This is a genomic window from Leclercia sp. S52 (assembly GCF_039727615.1).
Lineage (GTDB): Bacteria > Pseudomonadota > Gammaproteobacteria > Enterobacterales > Enterobacteriaceae > Enterobacter > Enterobacter adecarboxylatus_B.
Genome location: NZ_CP152474.1, coordinates 750,984 through 774,449, shown reverse-complemented (window position 1 = coordinate 774,449; position 23,466 = coordinate 750,984). Strand labels below are relative to the sequence as shown.

The window sequence follows — 23,466 nt, the reverse complement described above, 5'->3', positions numbered from 1 at the left end:
TTCCCTTATTTTTGTACTACGATATTTTCCTGAGAAGGATCAACATGCTGCATTTGCAGCTTTTCCGTTGCGATCCGTTCAACCCGGCTATGATCGCCGAGCGCATTTTCTTCGAGGATCAAATTTCGCCACTCGATATCCAGCGCATCACGCTCCAGCACCAGCTGTTCGCGTTGCGCCGTTAACAAACGGGTATGGTGAGCGGTGGTCACCACGGTGACCGCCGACACAATAATGCAAATGAACAGACACAGTGGCAGCTTGCCGAAACGCAACAGGTCGTCCCAGATGACGCCCGGCAAGGCATGACGCTCGTTGCTGCCTAACGTCTCTTTTACCTTGCTGAGGGTATCTGCCACTCTGCCGATCATGCACTGGTCCTTTCTGCGATGCGCAGCACTGAACTGCGGGCGCGTGGGTTCTCGTCCACTTCCGCTTCGCCCGGCATTAATTTGCCTAAGGCGCGCAGCTGGCGGCCGCCCAGTTTTTTGAGCTGTTCTTCCGTCATCGGTAATCCGGCCGGCACCTGTGGCCCACGGCTTTGCTCACGCATAAAGCGCTTCACAATGCGGTCTTCCAGCGAGTGGAAGCTGATCACCGACAAGCGGCCACCCGGCGCCAGCACGCTAAGCGAACTTTTCAGCGCCTGCTCGATCTCATCAAGCTCGCTGTTGACCCAGATACGAATCGCCTGGAAGGTGCGGGTCGCAGGGTGTTTATACTTGTCCTTCACCGGTGTTGCCGCAGCGATCACTTCCGCCAGCTCTTTGGTGCGGGTCATGGGTTCGATGCGGTTACGTTCAACGATGGCGCGGGCAATACGTTTGCCAAAGCGCTCTTCCCCGAAGGTTTTGATCACCCATGCGATATCGGCTTCTTCTGCCGTTTGCAGCCACTCGGCGGCTGACTGGCCGCGCGTCGGATCCATACGCATGTCCAGCGGGCCATCACGCATAAAGGAGAAGCCGCGTTCAGCATCGTCAAGCTGCGGTGAGGAGACGCCAAGATCGAGGAGGATCCCGTCAATTTTACCGGTTAAATCGCGCTCGCTGACGTACTCAGCCAGCGCGGAGAAAGGTCCATGTACGATGGAAAAGCGTGGGTCATCAATGGTTTTCGCCACGGCGATAGCCTGCGGATCGCGATCGATTGCCAGCAAACGGCCTTCCGCGCCCAGTTGGGAGAGGATCAAACGTGAGTGGCCACCCCGGCCAAAAGTGCCATCAATATAGATGCCATCAGGACGAATATTCAGGCCGTTGACGGCCTCATCCAGTAGCACCGTCGTATGTTTATAATTTTCCATCATATTTATAGAGACAAATCCTGCAATCGTTCCGACAATGTTGCGGAATCGGACTGCTCAGCGTCGATATCTTCCTTGACCCGTTGATACCAGGCCGTTTCATCCCACAGTTCAAATTTATTGAACTGTCCGACCAGCATCACTTCTTTTGTCAGACCGGCATGCTGCCGCAGCACGGGCGCAATCAATAAACGCCCCGCGCTGTCCATCTGACATTCACTGGCATGACCCAATAACAGCCGCTGCACGCGGCGTTCCTGCGGGTTCATGCTCGACAGTCGAGACAGCTTTTGCTCAATGATTTCCCATTCAGGCAAGGGGTAAAGCAGCAGGCAGGCGTGGTTGATGTCAATGGTGCAGACCATTTGACCAGAAGCGCTCTCGTTCAGCTGGTCGCGGTATCGGGTTGGTACCGATAAACGCCCTTTGCTGTCGAGATTGACTAACGTCGCTCCACGGAACATGCCAGTCTCACCCCTCCTCACCACTTTAACCCACAAATTCCCACTTAAGGGAGTTTACGGAGCGATGGAAAAGCTTGTCAAGCCAGGACTTCCGCGACATCTCTCTAAATGTCACTGATTTACGAATGGAAGTTAACCCGGCTATTAACTGCACAACTGGCGCGGCAAAAATAACGTGATGAATATTTGCGAGAAAAAACGCGAATAGGCATACCCGTCTTAAAAACCCCTCATATCATCGGAGGGAAATATAAAGTGTCAGTTTGCGACGCGGGCGGCATTTTAAGCCATATTGCGGGGGGATAACAGCGCCAGATGCAGCGCGGGCGCGAAGCTTGTCGCGGGCAGGCGCATGTCGGCAAAACCAGAGGAAAAAACGGCTGATAATTCAGCACTGGCCGTTCGGTTATGTAACAAAATAATACAATTGGCTGCACTACTGACAATAAAATAAATATGAAACGACGTTTTTACCTGTAAAGGGAATTAAAACGCGTAGCAGACAAAGAGTTTAAAGGAATTATCTTAAAAAGAATGTGGGAATTACCAGGTTGATTCCGGATGAGAAATTCAGAGCAGCTTGCGCTGCCCTGACGTCATTACGAGCGGCTTAAGATACCGCGACGATAGAGATTACGACGGATGCGCGTCAGGCCTGGTTTCGGCTTACGCGGCTCATCGAGGCTCGCCAGCACAATCTCCAGCACCCGCTCGGCCACGTCGCGATGACGCTGCGCAACGGCCAGCACCGGGCACTGCAGGAAATCGAGCAGCTCATGATCGCCAAAGGTGGCAATCGCCAGATCTGACGGCAGTTTGCCTTCACGACGCAGGGTCACGTCCATCACCCCCTGCAATAGCGCAAACGAGGTGGTGAACAGAGCCTGCGGCATCGGATGGGTCTCCAGCCACTTCTCGAACAGCTGAGCCGAGGCTTCACGCTCGTAGCTGTTGGCATAGAGGTAATCGACTTCACGGGGATCGTCTTTCCAGGCGGTGCGGAAACCCTGCTCGCGCAGGAAACTTACGGAGAGTTCCGGCAGCGCTCCCAGATAGAGGACGTTTTCCGCCGGGAAGGTGCGCAGCTCGGCCGCCAGCATTTCAGCATCGTCCTGATCCGCACCTACCACGCTGGTGAAATGCTCGCGATCCAACGCACGGTCGAGGGCGACAATCGGAAATGCATCGTTGGCCCAACGCTGATAGAAGGGATGCTCAGGAGGTAACGAGGTGGAAACGATAATGGCATCAACCTGACGTTGCAGCAGGTGCTCAATGCAGCGCATTTCATTATCGGGCTGATCTTCTGAACAGGCAATCAGCAGTTGGTAGCCGCGTTGACGCGCCTGGCGCTCAAGGTAGTTTGCGATCCGGGTGTAGCTGGTATTTTCCAGATCCGGGATCACCAGACCGATCGAACGGGTGCGCCCGGCACGTAAACCTGCCGCGACGGCGTTCGGATGGTAGTTATGTTCACGAACCACTGCCATGACTTTCTCAACGGTCTTGTCGCTGACACGATACTGCTTCGCTTTACCGTTAATCACATAACTTGCCGTCGTTCGCGACACACCGGCTAGCCTGGCGATTTCATCCAGTTTCACAATTGCCCCTTAAAAAAAAGAAAAGAGTCCATGACCTCGTCAGGGTTATGGCTAAATCTTGTAACATCTAAGCGCAGAATAGCCTGTCCGGCAACCGCTTTTGTCGGTGCAGCGACATCTGTAAGCAAAAAAAAGCCCGGTCATTCACACCGGGCAAGCTAGAGGCGAACCTTTTATGCTTAACGCATCACTTTGTCGCCGCGGGAAAGTCCCACGACGCCCGAACGCGCCACTTCAACAATTTTGGCGACATCCCGCACCGAGGCGAGGAAGGCATCCAGTTTATCGCTGGTACCGGCCAGCTGAACGGTATAGATAGAGGGGGTGACGTCGATGATCTGCCCGCGGAAAATGTCCGCATTGCGTTTCACCTCTTCCCGCCCGTAACCGGTAGCCTGAATTTTCACCAGCATGATCTCACGCTCAACGTAAGCCCCTTGCCCCAGCTCGCTGACGCGTAACACATCAACCAGCTTATGCAGCTGCTTTTCGATCTGCTCCAGCACCTTTGCGTCGCCGACCGTCTGGATGGTCATGCGCGAGAGTGTGGGGTCGTCCGTCGGGGCTACCGTCAGGCTTTCGATGTTATAGCCGCGCTGTGCGAAGAGCCCAATCACGCGCGACAGCGCGCCGGACTCGTTTTCCAGTAATACAGATAATATCCGGCGCATATCAGGTTCTCTCCGTTTTGCTTAACCACATTTCATCCATACCGCCACCGCGAATATGCATCGGATAGACATGCTCGGTGCCATCAACCACGACATCGACAAATACCAGGCGGTTGTTGTTGACGTGCTCAAGGGCTTCGCTGAGCTTCGCCTCCAGCTCTGCCGGATTGCTGATGCGCATACCAATATGGCCGTAGGCTTCAGCCAGACGAACAAAATCAGGAAGCGACTTCATGTACGACTGTGAATGGCGGCCGGAATAGATCATGTCCTGCCACTGCTTCACCATGCCCAGATAGCCGTTGTTCAGGTTGAGCACCAGCACCGGCAGATCGTACTGCAGGGCGGTGGACAGCTCCTGAATGTTCATCTGAATACTGCCATCGCCGGTCACGCAGACCACCGTTTCGTTCGGCAACGCCAGCTTCACGCCCAGCGCGGCGGGCAGGCCAAAGCCCATGGTGCCCAGGCCGCCGGAGTTGATCCAACGACGCGGCTTATCAAACGGGTAATAGAGGGCGGCAAACATCTGGTGCTGACCTACGTCCGAGGTCACATAAGCCTCGCCTTTTGTCAGTCGCCAGATAGTTTCAATGACCGCCTGCGGCTTGATGCTCTCGCTTTGGGTGTCGTATTTCAGGCACTGACGGGCGCGCCACTGCTCAATCTGCAACCACCAGTCGCGGATCTCATCGAGCGGCTGGGCGTCGCTTTCCTGCCCCAGCAGCTCCAGCATCTGTTCCAGCACCAGACGCGCGTCGCCAACGATAGGCACGTCCGCCGGGACGGTTTTGGAAATGGAGGTCGGATCGATATCAATGTGCAGCACAGTGGCGTTGGGGCAGTACTTCGCCAGGTTGTTGGTGGTGCGATCGTCAAAGCGTACCCCCACGGCAAAAATGACGTCGGAATTGTGCATCGTCATGTTGGCTTCGTAGGTGCCGTGCATACCGAGCATGCCAAGCGCCTGACGGTGGGTGGCCGGGAAAGCCCCTAAACCCATTAAAGATGAGGCCACCGGCAGATTCAGCTTTTCGATAAGCGTGCGCAGCTGCGTTTCACACTTAGCATTCACCGCCCCGCCACCGACATACACCACCGGCTTTTTGGCGGCGATCAGGGTTTGCAGCGCGCGTTTAATCTGGCCTTTGTGCCCCTGGGTGGTAGGGTTGTAAGAGCGCATGCTGACCGACTCCGGCCAGACGTACGGCAGTTTGTTCGCCGGATTGAGGATATCTTTAGGCAGGTCCACCACCACCGGCCCCGGACGCCCGCTCGCCGCCAGCCAGAAGGCTTTCTTCAATACGCCTGGAATATCTTCCGTCTGTTTGACCAGGAAACTGTGTTTCACCACCGGGCGGGAGATGCCGACCATATCGCACTCCTGAAAGGCATCGTAGCCAATCAGCGAGGTCGCCACCTGACCAGAAAGCACCACCATCGGAATGGAGTCCATATAGGCGGTGGCGATGCCCGTAATGGCGTTGGTCGCGCCGGGACCGGATGTCACCAGCACCACGCCAACCTCTCCTGTGGCACGCGCCAGTCCGTCGGCCATATGCACGGCAGCTTGCTCATGACGCACCAGGACGTGATCGATACCGCCCACCGTATGTAGTGCATCGTAAATATCGAGGACCGCGCCCCCCGGGGTAACCGAACACTTGCTTCACGCCCTGATCGATTAACGATCGGACGACCATTTCGGCGCCAGACAACATCTCCATGATTAGCCTCCAGGCTTATCGTTTCAGACGGACAGGGAAAATATGCACTGAGCCGTCTTTTTTTGTCAGGGTCACCCCTGGCGATTTTTATTGTGCAGAGTGACAGTTACCATAACCGCTCGCCGGAAGGCAGGCAATTAGCAAACCTGCGCGCGCGCATAAACGCGAAAGAAGAAATATGAGGTATTAATATTTGTTATGGATAAATCAACTACGATAACGAAGAGGCGTACGCATTCATCATTTAAAAAGGGAAAGGTGCAGTAATTCATGCAATTTTACGGCCTGGAAGCGGCAGTAAAAAAAAGTAGCGACAGAATAAAATTTCAGAAACAAAAAGAAAGTCAGGATAAATAACAACAACAGCGCCATTTATCCTGAGGTCAATTAGCGGCGGCAGACGCTCACCAGCAGCTCTTCCATCCACTGATGGCCTTTATCGCGGCCGGCGGCTTCATGCCAGGAGAGATAGCACGTACGCGAGTTAAGGTTCAACGGCAGCGGTAATATCCGTAGATTCAGCGGCTCGGCAAACTCTTCCACCAGCCAGCGCGGCGCAATGGCCACCAGCTGCGTTTGCGAGACCACATTTAATACGCTGACCATTGCCATTCCCTGATATGCCACGCAGGCCTGCTTATCCGGGGTGTCGTACCACGGCTGGCTAAAGGAGGCGTAGCGATCGAGAGCGACAACCGCATGCTGTTCACGATAAATATCGCTCTCCAGCAGAGCACCATGCAGGCGCGGGTGTGTTTTACTGGTCACCAGCACCATTTCATCTTTGAATAACGGTACGCAGGAAAATTCCGGACGGCGGAACTCTTCATAGCCAATCACAAACTCAGTTTCCTGATAGCGCAGCTGATGTTCCGTATTCTGGTTAAGGGAAGACTTGAACACCAGATGAATATTAGGTGCGACCTCTTCAACCTTATTATAAATAAGCGAGGTCAGATAATTATCGAGAGGACTGCAGACGCACAAATGGAAAATACGCTCACTGCTGGAGGAGTCAAACCCTGAGCCCGGCAGCTCATTCTGCACCAACTGCAGCGCCTGACGCACCGATGCAAACAGCTGGAAAGCTCGCGCGGTAGGCTGGATCCCACGGCCATAGCGTACAAATAATTCGTCATTAAACATAACCTTGAGCCTGGCGACGGCATTACTGACGGCGGGCTGTGACATCCCCAGCGACTGGGCTGCGCGCGTGATATTTTGCTCCTGCATCACCGCATCAAATACCGTTAACAGATTCAGATCCACCGTACGGAGCTGCGGTTTTGCCCCGTCGAATGCTGCCGGTTTTTCACTTTTTTCTTCAGACATACCCTGCTCCACTGTCACGCTAAACTCCCTTTACTCGTCAGCAACAATCATTTTTAAAAATATGATTTACCACGCATATAAAACAAGAAAAAGAGAAATGTTACAAATTAGGAATATATAAATACCCGTCAGCCGTGACAGGGATACGGAATTAAACATGAGAACATATTCAGATAAGGAAAAACATATCTGCGAGTTAATGATTCGAATGAAACCATAAATTACACGAATAAACAATATAGCGTTTAGTTAAGCCTTATTTAAGTTTTAATGAAATATTAATAGCAATTTAATTTTTATACTTAACATTTTATTATCACTAACATTACCTTCGCATGCATTATGCGCATAGGATCAGGCTAACATAATGAAAGTTAACGCATTCAAAAGGCGGAGCTATTGTTTCGAAAGTTTGAACAATTGCAATCAAGTATATTCAAATAATTCTGACGATGTATTCAGTGACATCCGACAGAGGAACAAAATTGTCTGAAAGGGAAAAACCAGCACAATAAGCTAATTTCATGGATTGAGTTCGGAAGGCCGAATCACCGTTTTCACCTCCCGGGGGTTGACATCAAACCGCGTATCCAGTACCACTAAAAGCATATCTTATTTATCTGGGGCATGATTCATGATTCGCAGCATTCGTTTCACCGGTCTACTACTACTAAACGCATCCACTGTGCGCGGTAGACTGGCGGGCGAAATTCAGCGTTGAATCGTTCTCTGGTAACACAAAAAACCCGCGCCACTGCGCGGGTTTTTTTATGCTCGTAGCAAGGCGCCCAAATTCAGACAAGGACCTAACCCATGAGCCAGCAAGTCATTATTTTCGATACGACCTTACGTGACGGTGAACAGGCATTACAGGCAAGCCTGAGCGTTAAAGAGAAATTGCAGATTGCTCTGGCCCTTGAACGTATGGGCGTAGATGTAATGGAGGTGGGCTTCCCGGTCTCTTCTCCGGGTGATTTTGAATCCGTTCAGACCATTGCCCGCACCATCAAAAACAGCCGTGTGTGCGCCCTGGCCCGCTGCGTCGAGAAGGACATCGATGTGGCCGCTGAGTCGCTGAAAGTCGCTGAAGCCTTCCGAATTCATACCTTTATTGCTACCTCGCCAATGCACATCGCCACCAAGCTGCGCAGCACGCTGGATGAGGTGATTGAGCGTTCCATTTATATGGTAAAACGCGCCCGTAATTACACCGACGACGTTGAGTTCTCCTGCGAAGACGCAGGCCGTACGCCGATTGAAGATTTAGCCCGTGTGGTTGAAGCGGCGATCCGTGCCGGTGCCACCACCATTAACATCCCGGACACCGTCGGCTACACCATGCCGTTCGAGTTCTCCAACATCATTACCGGGCTGTATGAGCGAGTGCCTAACATTGATAAAGCGATTATCTCCGTTCACACCCATGACGATTTGGGCCTGGCGGTGGGTAACGCGATCGCAGCCGTCCACGCCGGTGCGCGTCAGGTTGAAGGCGCCATGAACGGTATCGGTGAGCGCGCGGGCAACTGTTCGCTGGAAGAAGTGATCATGGCGATCAAAGTGCGCAAAGACATCATGAATGTGCAGACCCGCATTAATCACCACGAAATCTGGCGCACCAGCCAGACCGTCAGCCAGATCTGCAACATGCCGGTCCCGGCGAACAAAGCGATTGTCGGCACCGGGGCCTTTGCCCACTCCTCCGGTATCCACCAGGACGGCGTGCTGAAGAACCGCGAAAACTACGAGATCATGACCCCGGAATCTATCGGTCTGAACCAGGTGCAGTTGAACCTGACCTCCCGCTCTGGCCGTGCCGCGGTAAAACACCGCATGGAAGAGATGGGTTATAAAGAGACCGACTACAACATGGATCACCTGTACGACGCCTTCCTGAAGCTGGCTGATAAGAAAGGTCAGGTCTTCGATTACGATCTGGAAGCGCTGGCGTTTATCAACAAGCAGCAGGAAGAGCCAGAGCATTTCCGTCTGGACTACTTCAGCGTGCAGTCAGGTTCAAGCGATATCGCCACCGCCTCCGTTAAGCTGGCCTGCGGCGAGGAGATCAAAGCCGAAGCCGCTAACGGTAACGGTCCGGTCGATGCCATCTACCAGGCCATTAACCGCGTCACCGAGTACGACGTTGAGCTGGTTAAATATGACCTGACGGCCAAAGGACAGGGTAAAAACGCGCTGGGCCAGGTTGATATCGTGGTCAACTATAACGGCCGCCGCTTCCACGGCGTGGGGCTGGCGACCGATATCGTCGAATCCTCCGCCAAAGCGATGGTTCACGTCCTGAACAACATCTGGCGCGCCGCCGAAGTGGAAAAAGAGTTGCAACGCAAAGCTCAGAATAAAGAGAACAATAAGGAAACCGTGTAATGTCGAAGAATTACCATATTGCTGTGTTACCGGGCGACGGAATTGGCCCCGAAGTTATGGCACAGGCGCTGAAGGTTCTGGAAGCGATCCGCACCCGTTTTGCGATGAAAATTACCACCAGCCACTACGATGTGGGCGGTATCGCCATCGATAATCACGGCACGCCGTTGCCGCAGGCGACCGTGACCGGCTGTGAGAATGCCGACGCGGTGCTGTTTGGCTCCGTGGGTGGCCCGAAATGGGAACACCTGCCGCCGGCCGAACAGCCAGAGCGCGGCGCGCTGCTGCCGTTGCGTAAACATTTCAAGCTGTTCAGCAACCTGCGTCCGGCGAAGCTGTACCAGGGGCTGGAAGAGTTTTGCCCGCTGCGCGCCGATATCGCCGCCAACGGTTTCGACATTCTGTGCGTTCGCGAGCTGACCGGCGGCATCTACTTTGGTCAGCCGAAGGGCCGTGAAGGTAGCGGTCAGCACGAAAAAGCCTTTGATACTGAGGTGTATCACCGTTTTGAGATCGAGCGTATCGCCCGTATCGCGTTCGAATCGGCCCGCAAGCGCGGCCATAAAGTCACCTCGATCGATAAAGCGAACGTGCTGCAATCCTCGATCCTGTGGCGTGAAATCGTCAACGAAATCGCCCGGGAATACCCGGACGTGCAGCTGTCGCATATGTATATCGACAATGCCACCATGCAGCTGATTAAAGATCCGTCCCAGTTCGACGTGCTGCTGTGCTCCAACCTGTTCGGTGACATTCTCTCTGACGAGTGCGCGATGATCACCGGCTCGATGGGTATGCTGCCGTCCGCCAGCCTGAATGAAGAAGGCTTTGGCCTGTACGAACCGGCAGGCGGCTCGGCACCAGATATCGCGGGCAAGAACATTGCTAACCCGATTGCGCAGATCCTCTCCCTGGCGCTGTTGCTGCGCTACAGCCTGGATGCCAACGACGCAGCCACGGCGATTGAAAGCGCCATCAACCGTGCGCTGGAAGAAGGCATTCGCACCGGTGATCTGGCCCGTGGCGCTGCTGCTGTTACTACCGATGAAATGGGTGACATCATCGCCCGCTATGTCGCTGAAGGGGTGTAATCATGGCGAAGACGTTGTACGAAAAATTGTTTGATGCGCACGTGGTCTTCGAAGCACCGAATGAAACCCCACTGCTCTATATCGATCGTCACCTGGTGCACGAAGTGACCTCGCCGCAGGCGTTTGATGGCCTGCGTGCGCATCATCGTCCGGTGCGTCAGCCAGGCAAAACCTTTGCGACGATGGACCATAACGTCTCGACGCAGACCAAAGATATCAACGCCTCCGGCGAGATGGCGCGCATTCAGATGCAGGAGCTGATCAAGAACTGCAACGAGTTTGGCGTCGAACTGTACGACCTGAACCACCCCTATCAGGGCATTGTTCACGTGATGGGTCCAGAGCAGGGTATCACCCTGCCGGGGATGACCATCGTCTGCGGCGACTCCCATACCGCCACCCACGGCGCCTTTGGCGCGCTGGCGTTCGGGATCGGCACCTCTGAAGTGGAACACGTGCTGGCGACGCAGACCCTGAAACAGGGCCGTGCGAAGACCATGAAGATTGAAGTCACCGGCCAGGCAGCGCCGGGCATCACTGCCAAAGACATCGTGCTGGCGATCATCGGTAAAACCGGCAGCGCCGGCGGCACCGGCCATGTGGTGGAGTTCTGCGGCAGCGCGATCCAGGCCCTGAGCATGGAAGGTCGTATGACCCTGTGCAACATGGCCATTGAAATGGGCGCAAAAGCCGGTCTGGTTGCCCCGGATGAGATCACCTTCGCCTATGTGAAGGATCGTCTGCATGCCCCGAAAGGCCAGCACTACGACGATGCGGTCGCTTACTGGAAAACCCTGAAAACGGACGATGGCGCGCAGTTTGACACCGTGGTGACCCTGCAGGCCGAGGCCATCGCGCCACAGGTCACCTGGGGTACTAACCCAGGTCAGGTGATCTCCGTTAACGACAGCATTCCTGACCCGGCCTCGTTCGCCGATCCGGTTGAGCGCGCCAGCGCAGAGAAGGCGCTGGCCTATATGGGGCTGAAACCGGGCGTGCCCTTGACCGACGTGGCGATTGATAAAGTGTTTATCGGTTCCTGCACCAACTCGCGTATCGAAGATTTGCGCGCGGCAGCAGAAGTGGCGAAAGGCCGTAAAGTGGCCCCGGGCGTGCAGGCGCTGGTGGTGCCAGGCTCCGGCCCGGTAAAAGCGCAGGCCGAAGCCGAAGGTCTGGATAAGATTTTCATTGAAGCAGGTTTCGAATGGCGTCTGCCAGGCTGCTCCATGTGTCTGGCCATGAACAACGACCGCCTGAATCCGGGTGAGCGTTGCGCCTCTACCAGCAACCGTAACTTTGAAGGTCGTCAGGGGCGCGGCGGACGCACGCATCTGGTGAGCCCGGCGATGGCCGCGGCAGCCGCAGTGACCGGCCATTTTGCCGATATTCGCAGCCTGAAATAAGGAGACCATCATGGCAGAGAAATTTACCCAACATACTGGCCTGGTGGTCCCTCTGGACGCGGCCAACGTCGATACCGACGCCATTATCCCGAAGCAGTTTTTGCAGAAGGTTACCCGCACCGGTTTTGGTGCCCATCTGTTTAACGACTGGCGTTTTCTGGATGACAAAGGCGAAGTGCCGAATCCGGAGTTCGTGCTGAACTTCCCGGAATTCAAAGGCGCATCGATCCTGCTGGCGCGGGAAAACTTCGGCTGCGGCTCCTCCCGCGAGCATGCGCCCTGGGCCCTGACCGACTACGGTTTCAAAGTGGTGATCGCGCCGAGCTTTGCTGACATCTTCTACGGCAACAGCTTCAACAATCAGCTGCTGCCGGTAACCTTAAGCGATGCGCAGGTCGACGAGCTGTTTGCGCTGGTGCAGAGCAACCCAGGGATTCGGTTTGTAGTGGATCTGGAAGCGCAGGAAGTGAAAGCCGGGGAGAAAACCTATAGCTTTAACATCGATGCGTTCCGTCGCCACTGCATGATCAACGGTCTGGACAGCATCGGGCTGACGCTGCAGCACGAAGACGCCATTGCGGCCTACGAGAATAAACAGCCGGCCTTTATGGGTTAATTTAATGGCCCGCAAAGCGGGCCATTAAAAAGGTGCCTGAGCCAACCAACCGCTCTGGAAAGGCGGGGAGAGATCTCCCCGCCCTCGCCTTAACGTTTCACTTCACACGCTAACACTGCCGCCAGCTCTGTATGATCCTGTCGGTATCGCAGCTCACACAGCGAGTCGCGAACCATCCAGGTGAAGATCAATAACGTCATACAGATCATCAACAAACCTAACAGCAGAGTACGTTTTGGCATTCCAGCCTCCTTATTGCTTTCCAGCGATGAAGAGGCTACCCTCATAGGGTCAAGTATGTTTGGTTGGGTAGCCTCACATCAATGTTAAGTTGAGTGGGGCTTTCTTCTGTCTACCCTTCCAGCAATGCTTCAGGCAAACAGCCTCAAGCACCCGCGTGAACTCTATGCGTTATCCGTCCTGCTGTCAGAATGGGCTGTCATTTCGTGAAGCCGCCTTCCAGAATTTCACTCTCTTTTACCCGCCACGTCATTATCAGCGCCACCAGCGAAATCGCTGCGATTACCCAGTACACCAGGCCATGACCATAGTTTTGCGCCACCGCGCCCTGGACGATCCCCGCCAGAATCACCCCGGTTGAAATGCTGTTGGTAAACAGGGTGGTGGCCGAACCTGCCCGCCCCGGCATCAGATCCTGGAACCAGAGCATGCCAATCCCGGCGACAATGCCGATAAATACCGCGTTAAACAGCTGCAGGGCAAGTAACGCTTCGCGGCTGTGAAAGAGGATCAGCCCCAGATAAAACAGCACGCCCGCCGCTACCGCAATCACCATCATCCGCCGCTTACCGAAGTGTTTGACGTAATAACCGGCGAGGATCATCGCCGGGATTTCCAGCCCGGCGGCGGTGCCCATTAAGATCCCGGCGAGCTTGTCCGGCAGGCCCAGATCGCTGCTGATCCACAGCGGCATGTCGATGATGTACATGGTGTTGCAGGTCCACATCAGGGTGGAGGCGATAAACAGCCTGCGGACATTTTTGTCTTTCCAGCCGCTGACCTGGGTCACCGGTATCGCGCCTGCAGAGTCCACCCGGGAAACGGAGGGCAGCGCGAAGGCGATCAGCCCCAGGCTAATGGCAAAAATGGCCGCTGCAATGGAGAACATGGCGGTAAAGCCATAGTTGAGGGCCAGCATAAAGGCCAGCGGCGGGCCAATGACCCACGCCAGCGAAAGCTGGGCACGCATTACCGAGCTGAACATCACCACTTCCCGCGCGGAGCTGTCGGCATATTCCCGCGCCAGGGCAAAGAGCTGCGGCATGGCGGTATTGGCAAGCGAAGCCAGCAGCACGCCGCAGGTGAGTAAGGTCAGATAGTGACGGTTAAAGGCAAACAGCAGCGCGTTGCCGATTGCCATCGCGCAGCAAAAGAGGATCAGCTTCCGGCGGTCGCCCTGGCTGTCCGATCGCTTTGCCAGCCACAGGCTGACCAGGATCCCGGCAACGGCGTTGACGGTGTAAAATATCCCCACCCAGAAGGGCTGGGCGCCTACTTCACGGCTCAGGAACAGGCTCAGGGTCGGAGCCTGCAGCGCCCCGGCAACGCCCATCATAAAAGCCACCATTAAGAAGGCGGCATAAACACCGTTGAGACGGCGTCCCATCGTCATTAACCAGAGCATTACCTGTTCCCTTTAGCGCAAGTGAAAACGAAAAAAGCCAGCAGATAATACCTGCTGGCGTGGTGATTCGCACCAATACTCAGTCACACATGATCGAAGCCATTCAGCGTTCCGAGGTCGATGTTGTCACCTCCCACTGCATCAGATCTTCCAGTATTTTCAGCCGCTGCTCTGCACACCGGCGGGCCAGCCAGGACACTCCCTTTGTCGCTGAGAAGTACTGTTGGTAAAACTGATTCGCGGTAGACCTCTTCATATTCACCTCCTCGCTTCATCGAAGTGAATTATTGGCTTAATATAGGGATTAATAAATTGCTGATTTTTTGTCAGGAGTTCCCCTTTTATGCCCTCTGGTCGTCTGCAACAACAATTCATCCGCCTGTGGCAGTGCTGTGACGGCCAGACCCGGGACACCACGCTCAGCGAGCTGGCCGAGTTGCTCAGCTGCTCGCGCCGACATATGCGCACCCTGCTTAACACCATGCAGCAGCAGGGCTGGCTGAGCTGGGAAGCTGAAGCCGGGCGCGGCAAGCGTTCCCGTCTCACCTTTCTTTATACCGGCCTCGCGCTGCAGCAGCAGCGGGCGGAAGATCTGCTGGAGCAGGATCGCATCGAGCAGCTGGTGCAGCTGGTGGGCGATAAGGCCGCGGTGCGCCAGATGCTGGTCTCCCATCTGGGCCGCAGCTTCCGCCAGGGCAGGCATATTCTGCGGGTACTCTATTATCGACCGATGAAAAACCTGTTGCCGGGCAGCGCATTACGACGCTCCGAAACCCACATGGCGCGGCAGATCTTTAGCGGGCTGACGCGCATAAATGAGGAAAATGGGGAACTGGAAGCCGACATTGCCCACCACTGGCAGCAACTTTCTCCCTTGCACTGGCGCTTTTTCTTGCGGCCTGGCATCCATTTTCACCACGGACGCGAGCTGGAGATGGCCGACGTTATCGCCACCCTGCAGCGCGCCCGCGAGCTGCCCCTCTATTCGCATATCACCCGGATCCAGTCCCCCACCGCCTGGACCCTCGATATCCAGCTTTCGCAGCCCGACCGCTGGCTGCCGTGGCTGCTGGGGTATGTACCTTCGATGATCCTGCCGCGCGAGTGGGAAACGATGCACAACTTTGCCAGCCAGCCGGTGGGCACCGGGCCCTACGCCGTTTCCCGCAACAACAATAACCAGCTCAAGATCCGCGCCTTCGATGACTACTTTGGCTACCGGGCGCTGATTGACGAGGTGAACGTCTGGGTCCTGCCGGATATCAACGAAGAGCTGAGCGTCGGCCTGACGCTGGAAGGGCCCACCGAGGGGGAAAAGGCGGTGGAAAGCCGGCTTGAAGAGGGCTGCTACTATCTGCTGTTCGACAACCGCTCCCACCGCGGAGCCAGCGCCGAGGTGCGCCAGTGGGTCAGCCGGATCCTCTCCCCGGCCAATCTGATCTATCAGGCCGAGGAGGTTTATCAGTCCTACTGGTTCCCGGCGTATGGCCTGCTGCCGCGCTGGCACCACGCCCGCCCGGGTCGCGGCGACAAACCGGCCGGGCTGGAGAGCCTCACCCTGACCTTCTACCGCGAGCATATTGAACACCGGGTGATCGCCAGAATGATGAGTGAACTGCTGGCCGCCGAACAGGTGACGCTGAACATTCAGGAGGTCAGCTATGAGGAGTGGCATCGGGGCGAGACGGTGAGCGACATCTGGCTCAACAGCGTCAACTTTACCCTGCCCCTCGACTTCTCGCTGTTCTCGCATCTGTATGAAGTCCCGCTCCTGCAGCACTGCATTGCGCGGGACTGGCAGCAGGACGCCGCCGAGTGGCGCGCGGGCGAGATGAACCTTGCCGTCTGGTGCCAGCAGCTGCTGTCCCAGCAGGCGATTGTCCCGCTGATCCACCACTGGCTGATGATCCAGGGCCAGCGCAGTATGCGCGGCTTACGCATGAACACCCTGGGCTGGTTTGACTTTAAATCGGCATGGTTTGCGCCGCCGGAACCATAATACTTTCGTAATATTCACCAAATCATTACAATACCGCCGTTCTCAACGGGGTGCTGCGCGCAAGCGTGTGCTGAGAAAATACCCGTCGAACCTGATCCGGATAACGCCGGCGAAGGGATTTGAGGCTGTCGCTCAAAATCCTTTGCCACTCTCACATACAGAGGTGCAAAGTGTTCAAAACTGTTCTTCCCCTGCTGGCGCTGGTTGCGCTGCCTGCCGTTGCCAGTCCTGTCCTGACGGTCTATACCTATGACTCTTTCGCCGCCGACTGGGGCCCAGGCCCGGCGGTCAAAAAAAGCCTTTGAAGCCGACTGCCACTGCGAGCTGAAATTCGTGGCGCTGGAAGATGGCGTCTCGCTGCTTAATCGCCTGCGTATGGAGGGCAAAAACAGCAAAGCCGACGTGGTGCTGGGTCTGGATAACAACCTGCTGGAAGCGGCCACCCAAACCGGACTGTTCGCCAAAAGCGGCGTGGCGACCGAAGCGGTTAACGTCCCTGGCGGCTGGAAGAATGACACCTTTGTGCCCTTCGATTATGGCTACTTCGCCTTCGTGTACGACAAAAACAAGCTGAAAAACCCGCCGAAGAGCCTGAAAGAGCTGGTTGAGAGCGATCAGAAGTGGCGCGTGATCTACGAAGATCCGCGCACCAGCACCCCGGGGCTGGGTCTGCTGCTGTGGATGCAAAAAGTGTACGGCGATAAGACCCCGGAAGCCTGGCAGAAGCTGGCGGCCAAAACCGTCACCGTCACCAAAGGCTGGAGCGAGGCCTACGGCCTGTTCCTGAAAGGGGAAAGCGACCTGGTGCTGAGCTACACCACCTCTCCGGCGTATCACATTATTTCGGAGAAAAAAGAGAACTACGCTGCCGCTGATTTTGCCGAAGGTCACTACCTGCAGGTCGAAGTTGCCGCCCGCACCGCCGCCAGCAAACAGCCGGAACTGGCAGAGAAGTTCCTGAAATTTATGGTCTCCCCGTCGTTCCAGAATGCTATCCCGACCGGCAACTGGATGTACCCGGTCACCAACGTGGCGTTACCTGCCGGTTTCGACACTCTGGTGAAACCGAAAACCGCGCTGGAATACTCCCCGCAGGAAGTGGCCGGGAAACGTGCCGCCTGGGTCAGTGAATGGCAACGCGCCGTCAGCCGCTGATCGCCGGTTGGTTACTCCCGGGGCTGATAGCCGCCACCCTGATGGTGGCCGTCGCCCTGGGGGCATTTCTGGCGCTGTGGTTTAACGCGCCAGCCACCGATGTCAAGGCGCTGCTGCACGACGGCTATCTGTGGCACGTCATCCGCTTCTCGTTCTGGCAGGCGTTTCTTTCCGCCCTGCTCTCCGTTGTGCCCGCTATCTTCCTCGCCCGCGCGCTCTACCGGCGGCGTTTCCCCGGCCGGCAGGCGCTGCTGCGCCTGTGCGCCATGACCCTGATCCTGCCGGTGCTGGTGGCGATATTTGGCATTCTCAGCGTTTACGGGCGGCAGGGCTGGCTTGCCGCTCTCTGCGAGGCCCTCGGGCTGGAGTGGACCTTCTCGCCTTATGGCCTGCAGGGCATCCTGCTGGCGCACGTCTTTTTCAACATGCCGATGGCGACGCGGCTGCTGCTGCAGGCGCTGGAGAATATCCCCGGCGAGCAGCGCCAGCTCGCCGCCCAGCTCGGCATGCGCGGCTGGTCCTTTTTCCGCTTTGTGGAGTGGCCGTGGCTGCGCCGACAAATTCCGCCCGTCGCCGCGCTGATCTTTATGCTCTGCTTTGCCAGCTTTGCCACCGTGCTCTCGCTGGGCGGCGGGCCGCAGGCCACCACCATTGAGCTCGCCATCTATCAGGCCCTGAGCTACGACTACGATCCGGGCCGCGCGGCGCTGCTGGCGATGGTGCAGATGTTCTGCTGCCTGGGGCTGGTGATGCTGAGCCAGCGGCTGGGTAAAGCTATCGCCGTGGGCAGCAGCCAGCTTGTCGGCTGGCGCGATCCGCATGACAGCCTGCGCAGCCGCCTGACCGATGGCCTGCTCATCACCCTCGCCCTGCTGCTGTTGCTCCCGCCGCTGCTGGCGGTGGTGGTGGATGGCCTGAACCTTAACCTGCTGGCAGTGCTGCAACAGCCGGTGCTGTGGCAGGCGCTCGGCACCTCGCTGCGCATTGCCCTGGGGGCGGGTCTGCTCTGCGTCCTGCTGACCATGATGCTGCTGTGGACCAGCCGGGAGCTGTATGCCCGTCAGGCGACAGTGGCCGGCCAGGCGCTGGATCTGAGTGGCATGCTGATCCTGGCGATGCCCGGCATCGTGCTGGCGAGCGGCTTCTTCCTGCTGTTTAACAGCACCGTCGGCCTGCCCGAGTCGGCCGATGGCATCGTCATCTTCACCAATGCCCTGATGGCTATTCCATATGCGCTAAAGGTACTGGAAAACCCAATGCGCGACCTCAGCGCCCGCTACACTCTGCTCTGCGATTCACTGGGGATGCACGGCTGGCAGCGGCTGAAGGTGGTGGAGCTCCGCGCCCTGAAACGCCCGCTGGCGCAGGCGCTGGCTTTTGCCTGCGTGCTGTCGATCGGTGATTTCGGGGTGGTGGCGCTGTTTGGCAATGATGATTTCCGCACCCTGCCGTTCTGGCTGTATCAGCAGATAGGCTCGTATCGCAGCCAGGATGGCGCCGTCACGGCGCTGCTGCTGTTGCTGCTGTGTTTTGCGTTATTTACCGTTATCGAAAAACTCCCGGGGCGTGATGTTAACTCTCACTGATGTAACCTGGCTTTATCAGCACCTGCCGATGCGCTTCACCCTGTCCGTGCGCCAGGGAGAATCTATCGCCGTGCTCGGCCCCAGCGGCGCGGGGAAAAGCACGCTCCTCAATCTGGTGGCCGGTTTTCTGCAACCGGCCAACGGCCGTATCACCATTGAGGGCCAGGATCATACCCATACGCCGCCGTCACAGCGCCCGGTGTCGATGCTGTTTCAGGAAAACAACCTCTTTACCCATCTGACCGTGCGCCAGAACATCGGCCTCGGCATGCATCCGGGGCTCAGGCTGAACGCCGGGCAACAGCAAAAGCTGAGTGATATCGCGGCGCAAATGGGAATTGGCGAGCTGCTGGAACGGCTGCCGGGCGAGCTCTCGGGCGGTCAGCGTCAGCGCGTCGCCCTCGCCCGCTGTCTGGTACGCGAGCAGCCGATCCTGCTGCTGGATGAGCCCTTTTCGGCGCTCGATCCGGCGTTACGTCAGGAGATGCTGCTGCTGGTTAAAGAGGTGTGCGAACGCCAGAACCTGACGATGCTGATGGTGTCCCACAGCGTGGAAGATGCGGTCAAAATTGCCCGTCGGTCGGTGGTGATTGCCGATGGCCGTATCGCCTGGGACGGCGATACGGAACAGCTGGTGAGCGGAAAGGCCAGCGCGTCGCGCCTGCTGGGGATCCACTGACGGCGGTCAGCGGCTGACCACCTTCAATAAGATCTCCCCGTAGACCGGCATCAGCGGATGGCGGATCAGCGCCACCAGTGCCACCACGGCGATGCCCAGGGTGACGGGTGCCAGCCAGAATAAGCGCCCGCGCGGCAGAAAATTGCTCAGACGATCCGTGGAGGCTGTCCCGCTGCGCCACAGCCGCCAGCAGAGCCATGCCGCCAGCCACAGCAGCAGCGCGGTTGCCAGCAGCAGCCACTTAAAGCCGCCGCTCTGCACCCCGGCAGGAATATCGATGGCCGCCCCGGCCAGGATCCCCGGCAGGAAGTAGATCGGCGGCCAGAACAGGCAGCCCAGCAGGTTCGGCACAATAAACTTGGTCACCGGCAGATCCAGCATCCCCGCCACCATCGGCACCAGCGGACGCGTCGGGCCGACAAAGCGGCCTACCAGAATAGTAAACATGCTGTGCTGATGCAGGGCGTGCTCGGTCTTATCGAGCAGGGCTTTGTTCTTCTTCATGAACGACCAGCGGTGAAGCGGTTTTTTAAAGCGCCAGCCCAGCCAGAATGAGATCCAGTCCCCCAGCAGACACCCGACGATCCCCGCCAGCCACGCCTGCCAGAAGTTAACCTCGCCGCTGCCGATCAGGGCACCGAGCCCGCTCATCATTACCGTGCCGGGTAAAATCAGACCGACCAGCGCCAGGGATTCAAGAAAGGCCACTAACGCCACAGCGATAAGCGAGTAAGTAACGGACTGGGTAATGAAATGTTCCAGCAATGCCTGCATAACAGTTCCGGTCAGGTGACGAAGCAGGGATTCTGCGAAGAGAGGCCTGCTGCGTCAAGACAACAATTGTCTGAATAGTTTACCGGGTGTGAACGGCATTCAGCGAATATGTTTAGTTTTATTTACCTACTATTCACAACCTGCGCGAAATTCGCTCGGGCTGGCGCCGGTGCATTTTTTGAAGACCCGGGAGAAATAGAGCTGATCCTCAAAGCCGACGTTGCGTCCGACGGTGGCAATCGGCATCCGGGTGGTGCTAAGCAGCAGCTTGGCCTGGCTGATGCGCTGATCCTCGCGCCAGCTCAGCACGCTCACCCCCAGCTGCTGTCGGAACAGGTGCGACAGACGCGACGGCGAGAGGCAAACATGCTGAGCGACGCTGGCGATATCAAACTGGCTGTCCGCCAGATGATCGCTGATGTACTGGCAGGCTTCGCGCACCCGGTGATCCAGCGGCGGGTTAAGAGATTCGTTGATCGCCTCCATCCGGCGCAGCAGAAGCTGCTCCAGCAGGTTGATCGCCAGCAGCTCGGCATAGCGCCCGCCGGCCTGCCCGGCCTCGATGATCTGGGCAAAGAGTTCGCGGAACTGCGGCTGATGAACCTCATCCGGGCGATAAAAACCGGTATGGGCAAACATCGACGGCCAGGCCAGCCACTCATGCCAGTAGGCGCGCGGGCGGAAGTAGACCCACTGGTGATACCACTCCCGGGCATCGGGATGGCGGCCATAGTGATGAATTTCGCCCGGCGGGAAGAGCAGGATATCTCCCGGACGGCAGACAAAGGTCCGATCGCCATTCTTGATCACCCCCCTCCCCGCGCACGGTCAGGTTGAGGATATAGCCCTTCATCCCCAGCGGTCGGTCAACGTAAAAATCGAGATAGCCTTCGGCCTCAATGGGCGTCAGCCCCGCCACCAGATGGGCGTTGAACGAGTAGCCCGGCAGCAGGGGATCGCTTTGTGTTTCAGCCATATTGTCTGTACTCCTGACAGTCGTGAAGGAAACCATTTGTCCATATCAACAAAAGCGGCATAAAAACGGGCCAGCCAAAGAGCGAAAAGGTATCAGCCCACTTTAAGGTCCGCCATCTTAACGCTTCCGTTGCGATTTAACCGTAACATCGAGCGGGTCGGCAGTAACAAAAGTGTCTATAACCACGGCAGAAATGTCCACATGGATTATTTGCACGGCGTCACACTTTCCCATGTCACAGCAAAATCATCCATAAGATTAGCGGATCCTGCCTGACGATTTTCCCCCTCACTCTCTAATGTTCATTCATATCTGTTTTTTGATGGAGCAACACCATGGCAATTGCGATTGGCCTCGATTTTGGCAGTGACTCAGTACGCGCCCTGGCAGTGGAGTGCACAACGGGTCAGGAGATAGCGACCAGCGTTGAGTGGTACCCGCGCTGGCAAGAGGGGCGCTTCTGCGATGCGCCGAACAATCAGTTCCGCCACCATCCCCGCGACTATATCGAGTCGATGGAAGCGGCGATCAAAACCGTGCTGGCCGAGTTAAGCGAGGCGCAGCGCAGCCAGATCGTTGGCATCGGGGTGGATAGCACCGGCTCGACCCCGGCACCGATTGACGCCGAGGGCCACGTGCTGGCGCTGCGTCCGGAGTTTGCCGACAACCCGAACGCCATGTTCGTGCTGTGGAAAGACCATACCGCGGTGGAAGAAGCCGAGGCCATCACCCGTTTGTGCCATCAGCCTGGCAAAAGCGACTACTCCCGCTACATCGGCGGCATTTACTCCAGCGAATGGTTCTGGGCGAAGATCCTGCACGTTACCCGCCAGGACCGGCACGTTGCCGAGGCGGCGGTATCGTGGATTGAGCTGTGCGACTGGGTTCCGGCCCTGCTCTCCGGCACCACCCGTCCGCAGGATATCCGTCGCGGCCGCTGCAGCGCCGGGCATAAATCCCTCTGGCATGAGAGCTGGGGTGGCCTGCCGCCTGCCGCCTTCTTTGACGAACTCGACCCGATCATCAACCAGCATCTCGACTACCCGCTGTTTACCGATACCTGGACCGCCGATATCCCGGTGGGCACGCTGTGCGCCGAGTGGGCGGAACGTCTGGGCCTGCCGCAGCACGTCGCCATCTCCGGCGGTGCCTTTGACTGCCATATGGGTGCGGTCGGTGCCGGTGCCCAGCCGAATACGCTGGTGAAAGTGATCGGCACCTCCACCTGCGACATCCTGACGGCGGATAAAACCAGCGTCGGCGACCGCGCCGTGAAAGGCATTTGCGGCCAGGTGGACGGCAGCGTGGTACCTGACTTTATCGGTCTTGAAGCGGGCCAGTCCGCCTTCGGGGACATCTACGCCTGGTTTGGCCGGGTGCTGGGCTGGCCGCTGGATCAGCTGGCCGCTGCGCATCCGGAGCTGAAAACCCAGATCGACGCCAGTAAGAAACAGCTCCTGCCGCAGTTGACCGAGGCCTGGGCCAAAAATCCGTCCCTCGACCATCTCCCGGTGGTGCTCGACTGGTTTAACGGTCGCCGCACACCGAATGCCAACCAGCGCCTGAAAGGGGTGATTACCGATCTGAATCTCGCCACCGACGCCCCGGCGCTGTTCGGCGGGCTGGTGGCCGCCACCGCCTTCGGCGCGCGCGCCATTATGGAGTGCTTCACCGAGCAGGGGATCGCCGTCAATGAGGTGATGGCCCTGGGCGGTATCGCCCGTAAGAACCCGGTGATCATGCAGGCCTGCTGCGACGTGCTGAACCGTCCTCTGCAGATTGTCGCCTCCGATCAGTGCTGCGCCCTGGGTGCGGCCATCTTCGCCGCGGTCGCCGCGGGGGTCCATGCCGATATCCCGACGGCACAGCAGCATATGGCCAGCCAGGTGGAAAGCACCCTGCAGCCGCGCGCCCAGCAGGCGCAACGTTTCGAACAGCTTTATCAGCGCTACCAGCAGTGGGCGAAGAGCGCTGAACAGCACTATCTCCCTGTCGCCGCCCCGGTTAAGAGCATCCCGGAATCTACGGCAACCCTGACACATTAAGGACACGA

General features: G+C 57.2%; 18 protein-coding genes, 3 pseudogenes and 1 riboswitch. Of the genes and pseudogenes, 9 read left to right on the top strand and 12 right to left on the bottom strand.

Going from position 1 to position 23,466, the window contains the following annotated elements:
• Positions 1-5 precede the first annotated feature (5 nt).
• From ftsL to leuO, 7 genes and pseudogenes are all read right to left on the bottom strand, one after another.
• Positions 6-371: a cell division protein FtsL gene (ftsL, locus tag AAHB66_RS03680; protein WP_032616529.1), complete on the bottom strand. Its 366-nt coding sequence runs from the start codon at positions 369-371 to the stop codon at positions 6-8.
• Positions 368-1,309, bottom strand: coding sequence for a 16S rRNA (cytosine(1402)-N(4))-methyltransferase RsmH (rsmH, locus tag AAHB66_RS03675; RefSeq protein ID WP_347115247.1), 942 nt, complete (start codon positions 1,307-1,309; stop codon positions 368-370). Before rsmH ends, ftsL begins: the two co-directional genes overlap by 4 nt.
• Before the next feature lie 2 nt (positions 1,310-1,311).
• A complete protein-coding gene (gene mraZ, locus AAHB66_RS03670; RefSeq protein WP_103178262.1) occupies positions 1,312-1,770 on the bottom strand; it encodes a division/cell wall cluster transcriptional repressor MraZ in 459 nt (152 codons plus the stop codon).
• Between the two features lie 599 nt (positions 1,771-2,369).
• Positions 2,370-3,374, bottom strand: coding sequence for a catabolite repressor/activator (gene cra / locus AAHB66_RS03665; protein ID WP_320529976.1), 1,005 nt, complete (start codon positions 3,372-3,374; stop codon positions 2,370-2,372).
• 179 nt (positions 3,375-3,553) lie between these two features.
• Complete coding sequence (gene ilvN, locus AAHB66_RS03660) at positions 3,554-4,045, bottom strand: acetolactate synthase small subunit (protein WP_032616525.1); 492 nt, start codon at positions 4,043-4,045, stop codon at positions 3,554-3,556.
• A 1-nt stretch (position 4,046) separates the two neighbouring features.
• Positions 4,047-5,772, bottom strand: a pseudogene (ilvI, locus tag AAHB66_RS03655) (acetolactate synthase 3 large subunit).
• Between the two features lie 387 nt (positions 5,773-6,159).
• Positions 6,160-7,104: a transcriptional regulator LeuO gene (gene leuO, locus AAHB66_RS03650; protein WP_347115246.1), complete on the bottom strand. Its 945-nt coding sequence runs from the start codon at positions 7,102-7,104 to the stop codon at positions 6,160-6,162.
• An 813-nt stretch (positions 7,105-7,917) separates the two neighbouring features.
• Here leuO and leuA point away from each other — a divergent pair.
• Genes leuA through leuD form a run of 4 tightly spaced genes read left to right on the top strand, consistent with a single transcriptional unit; the run spans position 7,918 to position 12,599 of the window.
• The gene (gene leuA, locus AAHB66_RS03645; RefSeq protein ID WP_347115245.1) at positions 7,918-9,489 is read left to right on the top strand and encodes a 2-isopropylmalate synthase; all 1,572 of its coding nucleotides are present in this window, start codon (positions 7,918-7,920) and stop codon (positions 9,487-9,489) included.
• Positions 9,489-10,580 (top strand): 3-isopropylmalate dehydrogenase, encoded by a 1,092-nt coding sequence (gene leuB, locus AAHB66_RS03640; RefSeq protein ID WP_347115244.1) that lies wholly within the window; start codon positions 9,489-9,491, stop codon positions 10,578-10,580. Before leuA ends, leuB begins: the two co-directional genes overlap by 1 nt.
• 2 nt (positions 10,581-10,582) lie before the next feature.
• Positions 10,583-11,983, top strand: coding sequence for a 3-isopropylmalate dehydratase large subunit (gene leuC, locus AAHB66_RS03635; protein WP_347115243.1), 1,401 nt, complete (start codon positions 10,583-10,585; stop codon positions 11,981-11,983).
• 10 nt (positions 11,984-11,993) lie between these two features.
• Complete coding sequence (gene leuD, locus AAHB66_RS03630; protein WP_347115242.1) at positions 11,994-12,599, top strand: 3-isopropylmalate dehydratase small subunit; 606 nt, start codon at positions 11,994-11,996, stop codon at positions 12,597-12,599.
• Between the two features lie 89 nt (positions 12,600-12,688).
• Here leuD and AAHB66_RS03625 read toward each other — a convergent pair whose 3' ends face one another.
• The 3 genes from AAHB66_RS03625 to sgrT form a co-directional block, all read right to left on the bottom strand.
• Complete coding sequence (locus AAHB66_RS03625) at positions 12,689-12,841, bottom strand: Hok/Gef family protein (RefSeq protein ID WP_106994224.1); 153 nt, start codon at positions 12,839-12,841, stop codon at positions 12,689-12,691.
• 197 nt (positions 12,842-13,038) lie between these two features.
• The gene (locus AAHB66_RS03620; RefSeq protein WP_347115241.1) at positions 13,039-14,244 is read right to left on the bottom strand and encodes a sugar efflux transporter; all 1,206 of its coding nucleotides are present in this window, start codon (positions 14,242-14,244) and stop codon (positions 13,039-13,041) included.
• 103 nt (positions 14,245-14,347) lie between these two features.
• Positions 14,348-14,500 (bottom strand): glucose uptake inhibitor SgrT, encoded by a 153-nt coding sequence (gene sgrT / locus AAHB66_RS03615; protein WP_142488216.1) that lies wholly within the window; start codon positions 14,498-14,500, stop codon positions 14,348-14,350.
• 87 nt (positions 14,501-14,587) lie between these two features.
• Between sgrT and sgrR the strand changes: the two genes are divergently transcribed.
• The 4 genes and pseudogenes from sgrR (at position 14,588) to thiQ (ending at position 19,663) form a co-directional block, all read left to right on the top strand.
• On the top strand, positions 14,588-16,243 hold the full coding sequence (gene sgrR, locus AAHB66_RS03610; protein WP_347115240.1) for an HTH-type transcriptional regulator SgrR: 1,656 nt from the start codon (positions 14,588-14,590) through the stop codon (positions 16,241-16,243).
• Positions 16,244-16,279: 36 nt separating this feature from the next.
• Positions 16,280-16,379: riboswitch (TPP riboswitch) on the top strand.
• A 34-nt stretch (positions 16,380-16,413) separates the two neighbouring features.
• Positions 16,414-17,398: pseudogene (gene thiB / locus AAHB66_RS03605) on the top strand (thiamine ABC transporter substrate binding subunit).
• A complete protein-coding gene (gene thiP / locus AAHB66_RS03600; protein ID WP_347115239.1) occupies positions 17,374-18,984 on the top strand; it encodes a thiamine/thiamine pyrophosphate ABC transporter permease ThiP in 1,611 nt (536 codons plus the stop codon). Before thiB ends, thiP begins: the two are co-directional and overlap by 25 nt.
• Positions 18,968-19,663 carry a thiamine ABC transporter ATP-binding protein ThiQ gene (gene thiQ, locus AAHB66_RS03595; RefSeq protein ID WP_347115238.1) on the top strand — a complete coding sequence of 232 codons (696 nt, stop codon included), beginning with the start codon at positions 18,968-18,970 and terminating at the stop codon, positions 19,661-19,663. Before thiP ends, thiQ begins: the two co-directional genes overlap by 17 nt.
• A 6-nt stretch (positions 19,664-19,669) precedes the next feature.
• Here the strand turns inward: thiQ and AAHB66_RS03590 are convergent, their stop codons facing one another.
• Complete coding sequence (locus tag AAHB66_RS03590) at positions 19,670-20,437, bottom strand: DedA family protein (protein ID WP_347115237.1); 768 nt, start codon at positions 20,435-20,437, stop codon at positions 19,670-19,672.
• A gap of 129 nt (positions 20,438-20,566) precedes the next feature.
• Positions 20,567-21,413 (bottom strand): annotated as a pseudogene (gene araC / locus AAHB66_RS03585) (arabinose operon transcriptional regulator AraC).
• Positions 21,414-21,748: 335 nt separating this feature from the next.
• Between araC and araB the strand changes: the two are divergent.
• The gene (araB, locus tag AAHB66_RS03580) at positions 21,749-23,458 is read left to right on the top strand and encodes a ribulokinase (protein WP_347115236.1); all 1,710 of its coding nucleotides are present in this window, start codon (positions 21,749-21,751) and stop codon (positions 23,456-23,458) included.
• The last annotated feature ends 8 nt before the right edge of the window (positions 23,459-23,466 follow it).

Excerpts from the sequence above, each read along its gene's own strand:
- ftsL (WP_032616529.1), bottom strand. The coding sequence starts at position 371 with ATGATCGGCAGAGTGGCAGATACCCTCAGCAAGGTAAAAGAGACGTTA.
- rsmH (WP_347115247.1), bottom strand. The coding sequence starts at position 1,309 with ATGATGGAAAATTATAAACATACGACGGTGCTACTGGATGAGGCCGTC.
- mraZ (WP_103178262.1), bottom strand. The coding sequence starts at position 1,770 with ATGTTCCGTGGAGCGACGTTAGTCAATCTCGACAGCAAAGGGCGTTTA.
- ilvN (WP_032616525.1), bottom strand. The coding sequence starts at position 4,045 with ATGCGCCGGATATTATCTGTATTACTGGAAAACGAGTCCGGCGCGCTG.
- leuO (WP_347115246.1), bottom strand. The coding sequence starts at position 7,104 with ATGTCTGAAGAAAAAAGTGAAAAACCGGCAGCATTCGACGGGGCAAAA.
- leuA (WP_347115245.1), top strand. The coding sequence starts at position 7,918 with ATGAGCCAGCAAGTCATTATTTTCGATACGACCTTACGTGACGGTGAA.
- leuB (WP_347115244.1), top strand. The coding sequence starts at position 9,489 with ATGTCGAAGAATTACCATATTGCTGTGTTACCGGGCGACGGAATTGGC.
- leuC (WP_347115243.1), top strand. The coding sequence starts at position 10,583 with ATGGCGAAGACGTTGTACGAAAAATTGTTTGATGCGCACGTGGTCTTC.
- leuD (WP_347115242.1), top strand. The coding sequence starts at position 11,994 with ATGGCAGAGAAATTTACCCAACATACTGGCCTGGTGGTCCCTCTGGAC.
- AAHB66_RS03625 (WP_106994224.1), bottom strand. The coding sequence starts at position 12,841 with ATGCCAAAACGTACTCTGCTGTTAGGTTTGTTGATGATCTGTATGACG.
- AAHB66_RS03620 (WP_347115241.1), bottom strand. The coding sequence starts at position 14,244 with ATGCTCTGGTTAATGACGATGGGACGCCGTCTCAACGGTGTTTATGCC.
- sgrT (WP_142488216.1), bottom strand. The coding sequence starts at position 14,500 with ATGAAGAGGTCTACCGCGAATCAGTTTTACCAACAGTACTTCTCAGCG.
- sgrR (WP_347115240.1), top strand. The coding sequence starts at position 14,588 with ATGCCCTCTGGTCGTCTGCAACAACAATTCATCCGCCTGTGGCAGTGC.
- thiP (WP_347115239.1), top strand. The coding sequence starts at position 17,374 with ATGGCAACGCGCCGTCAGCCGCTGATCGCCGGTTGGTTACTCCCGGGG.
- thiQ (WP_347115238.1), top strand. The coding sequence starts at position 18,968 with ATGTTAACTCTCACTGATGTAACCTGGCTTTATCAGCACCTGCCGATG.
- AAHB66_RS03590 (WP_347115237.1), bottom strand. The coding sequence starts at position 20,437 with ATGCAGGCATTGCTGGAACATTTCATTACCCAGTCCGTTACTTACTCG.
- araB (WP_347115236.1), top strand. The coding sequence starts at position 21,749 with ATGGCAATTGCGATTGGCCTCGATTTTGGCAGTGACTCAGTACGCGCC.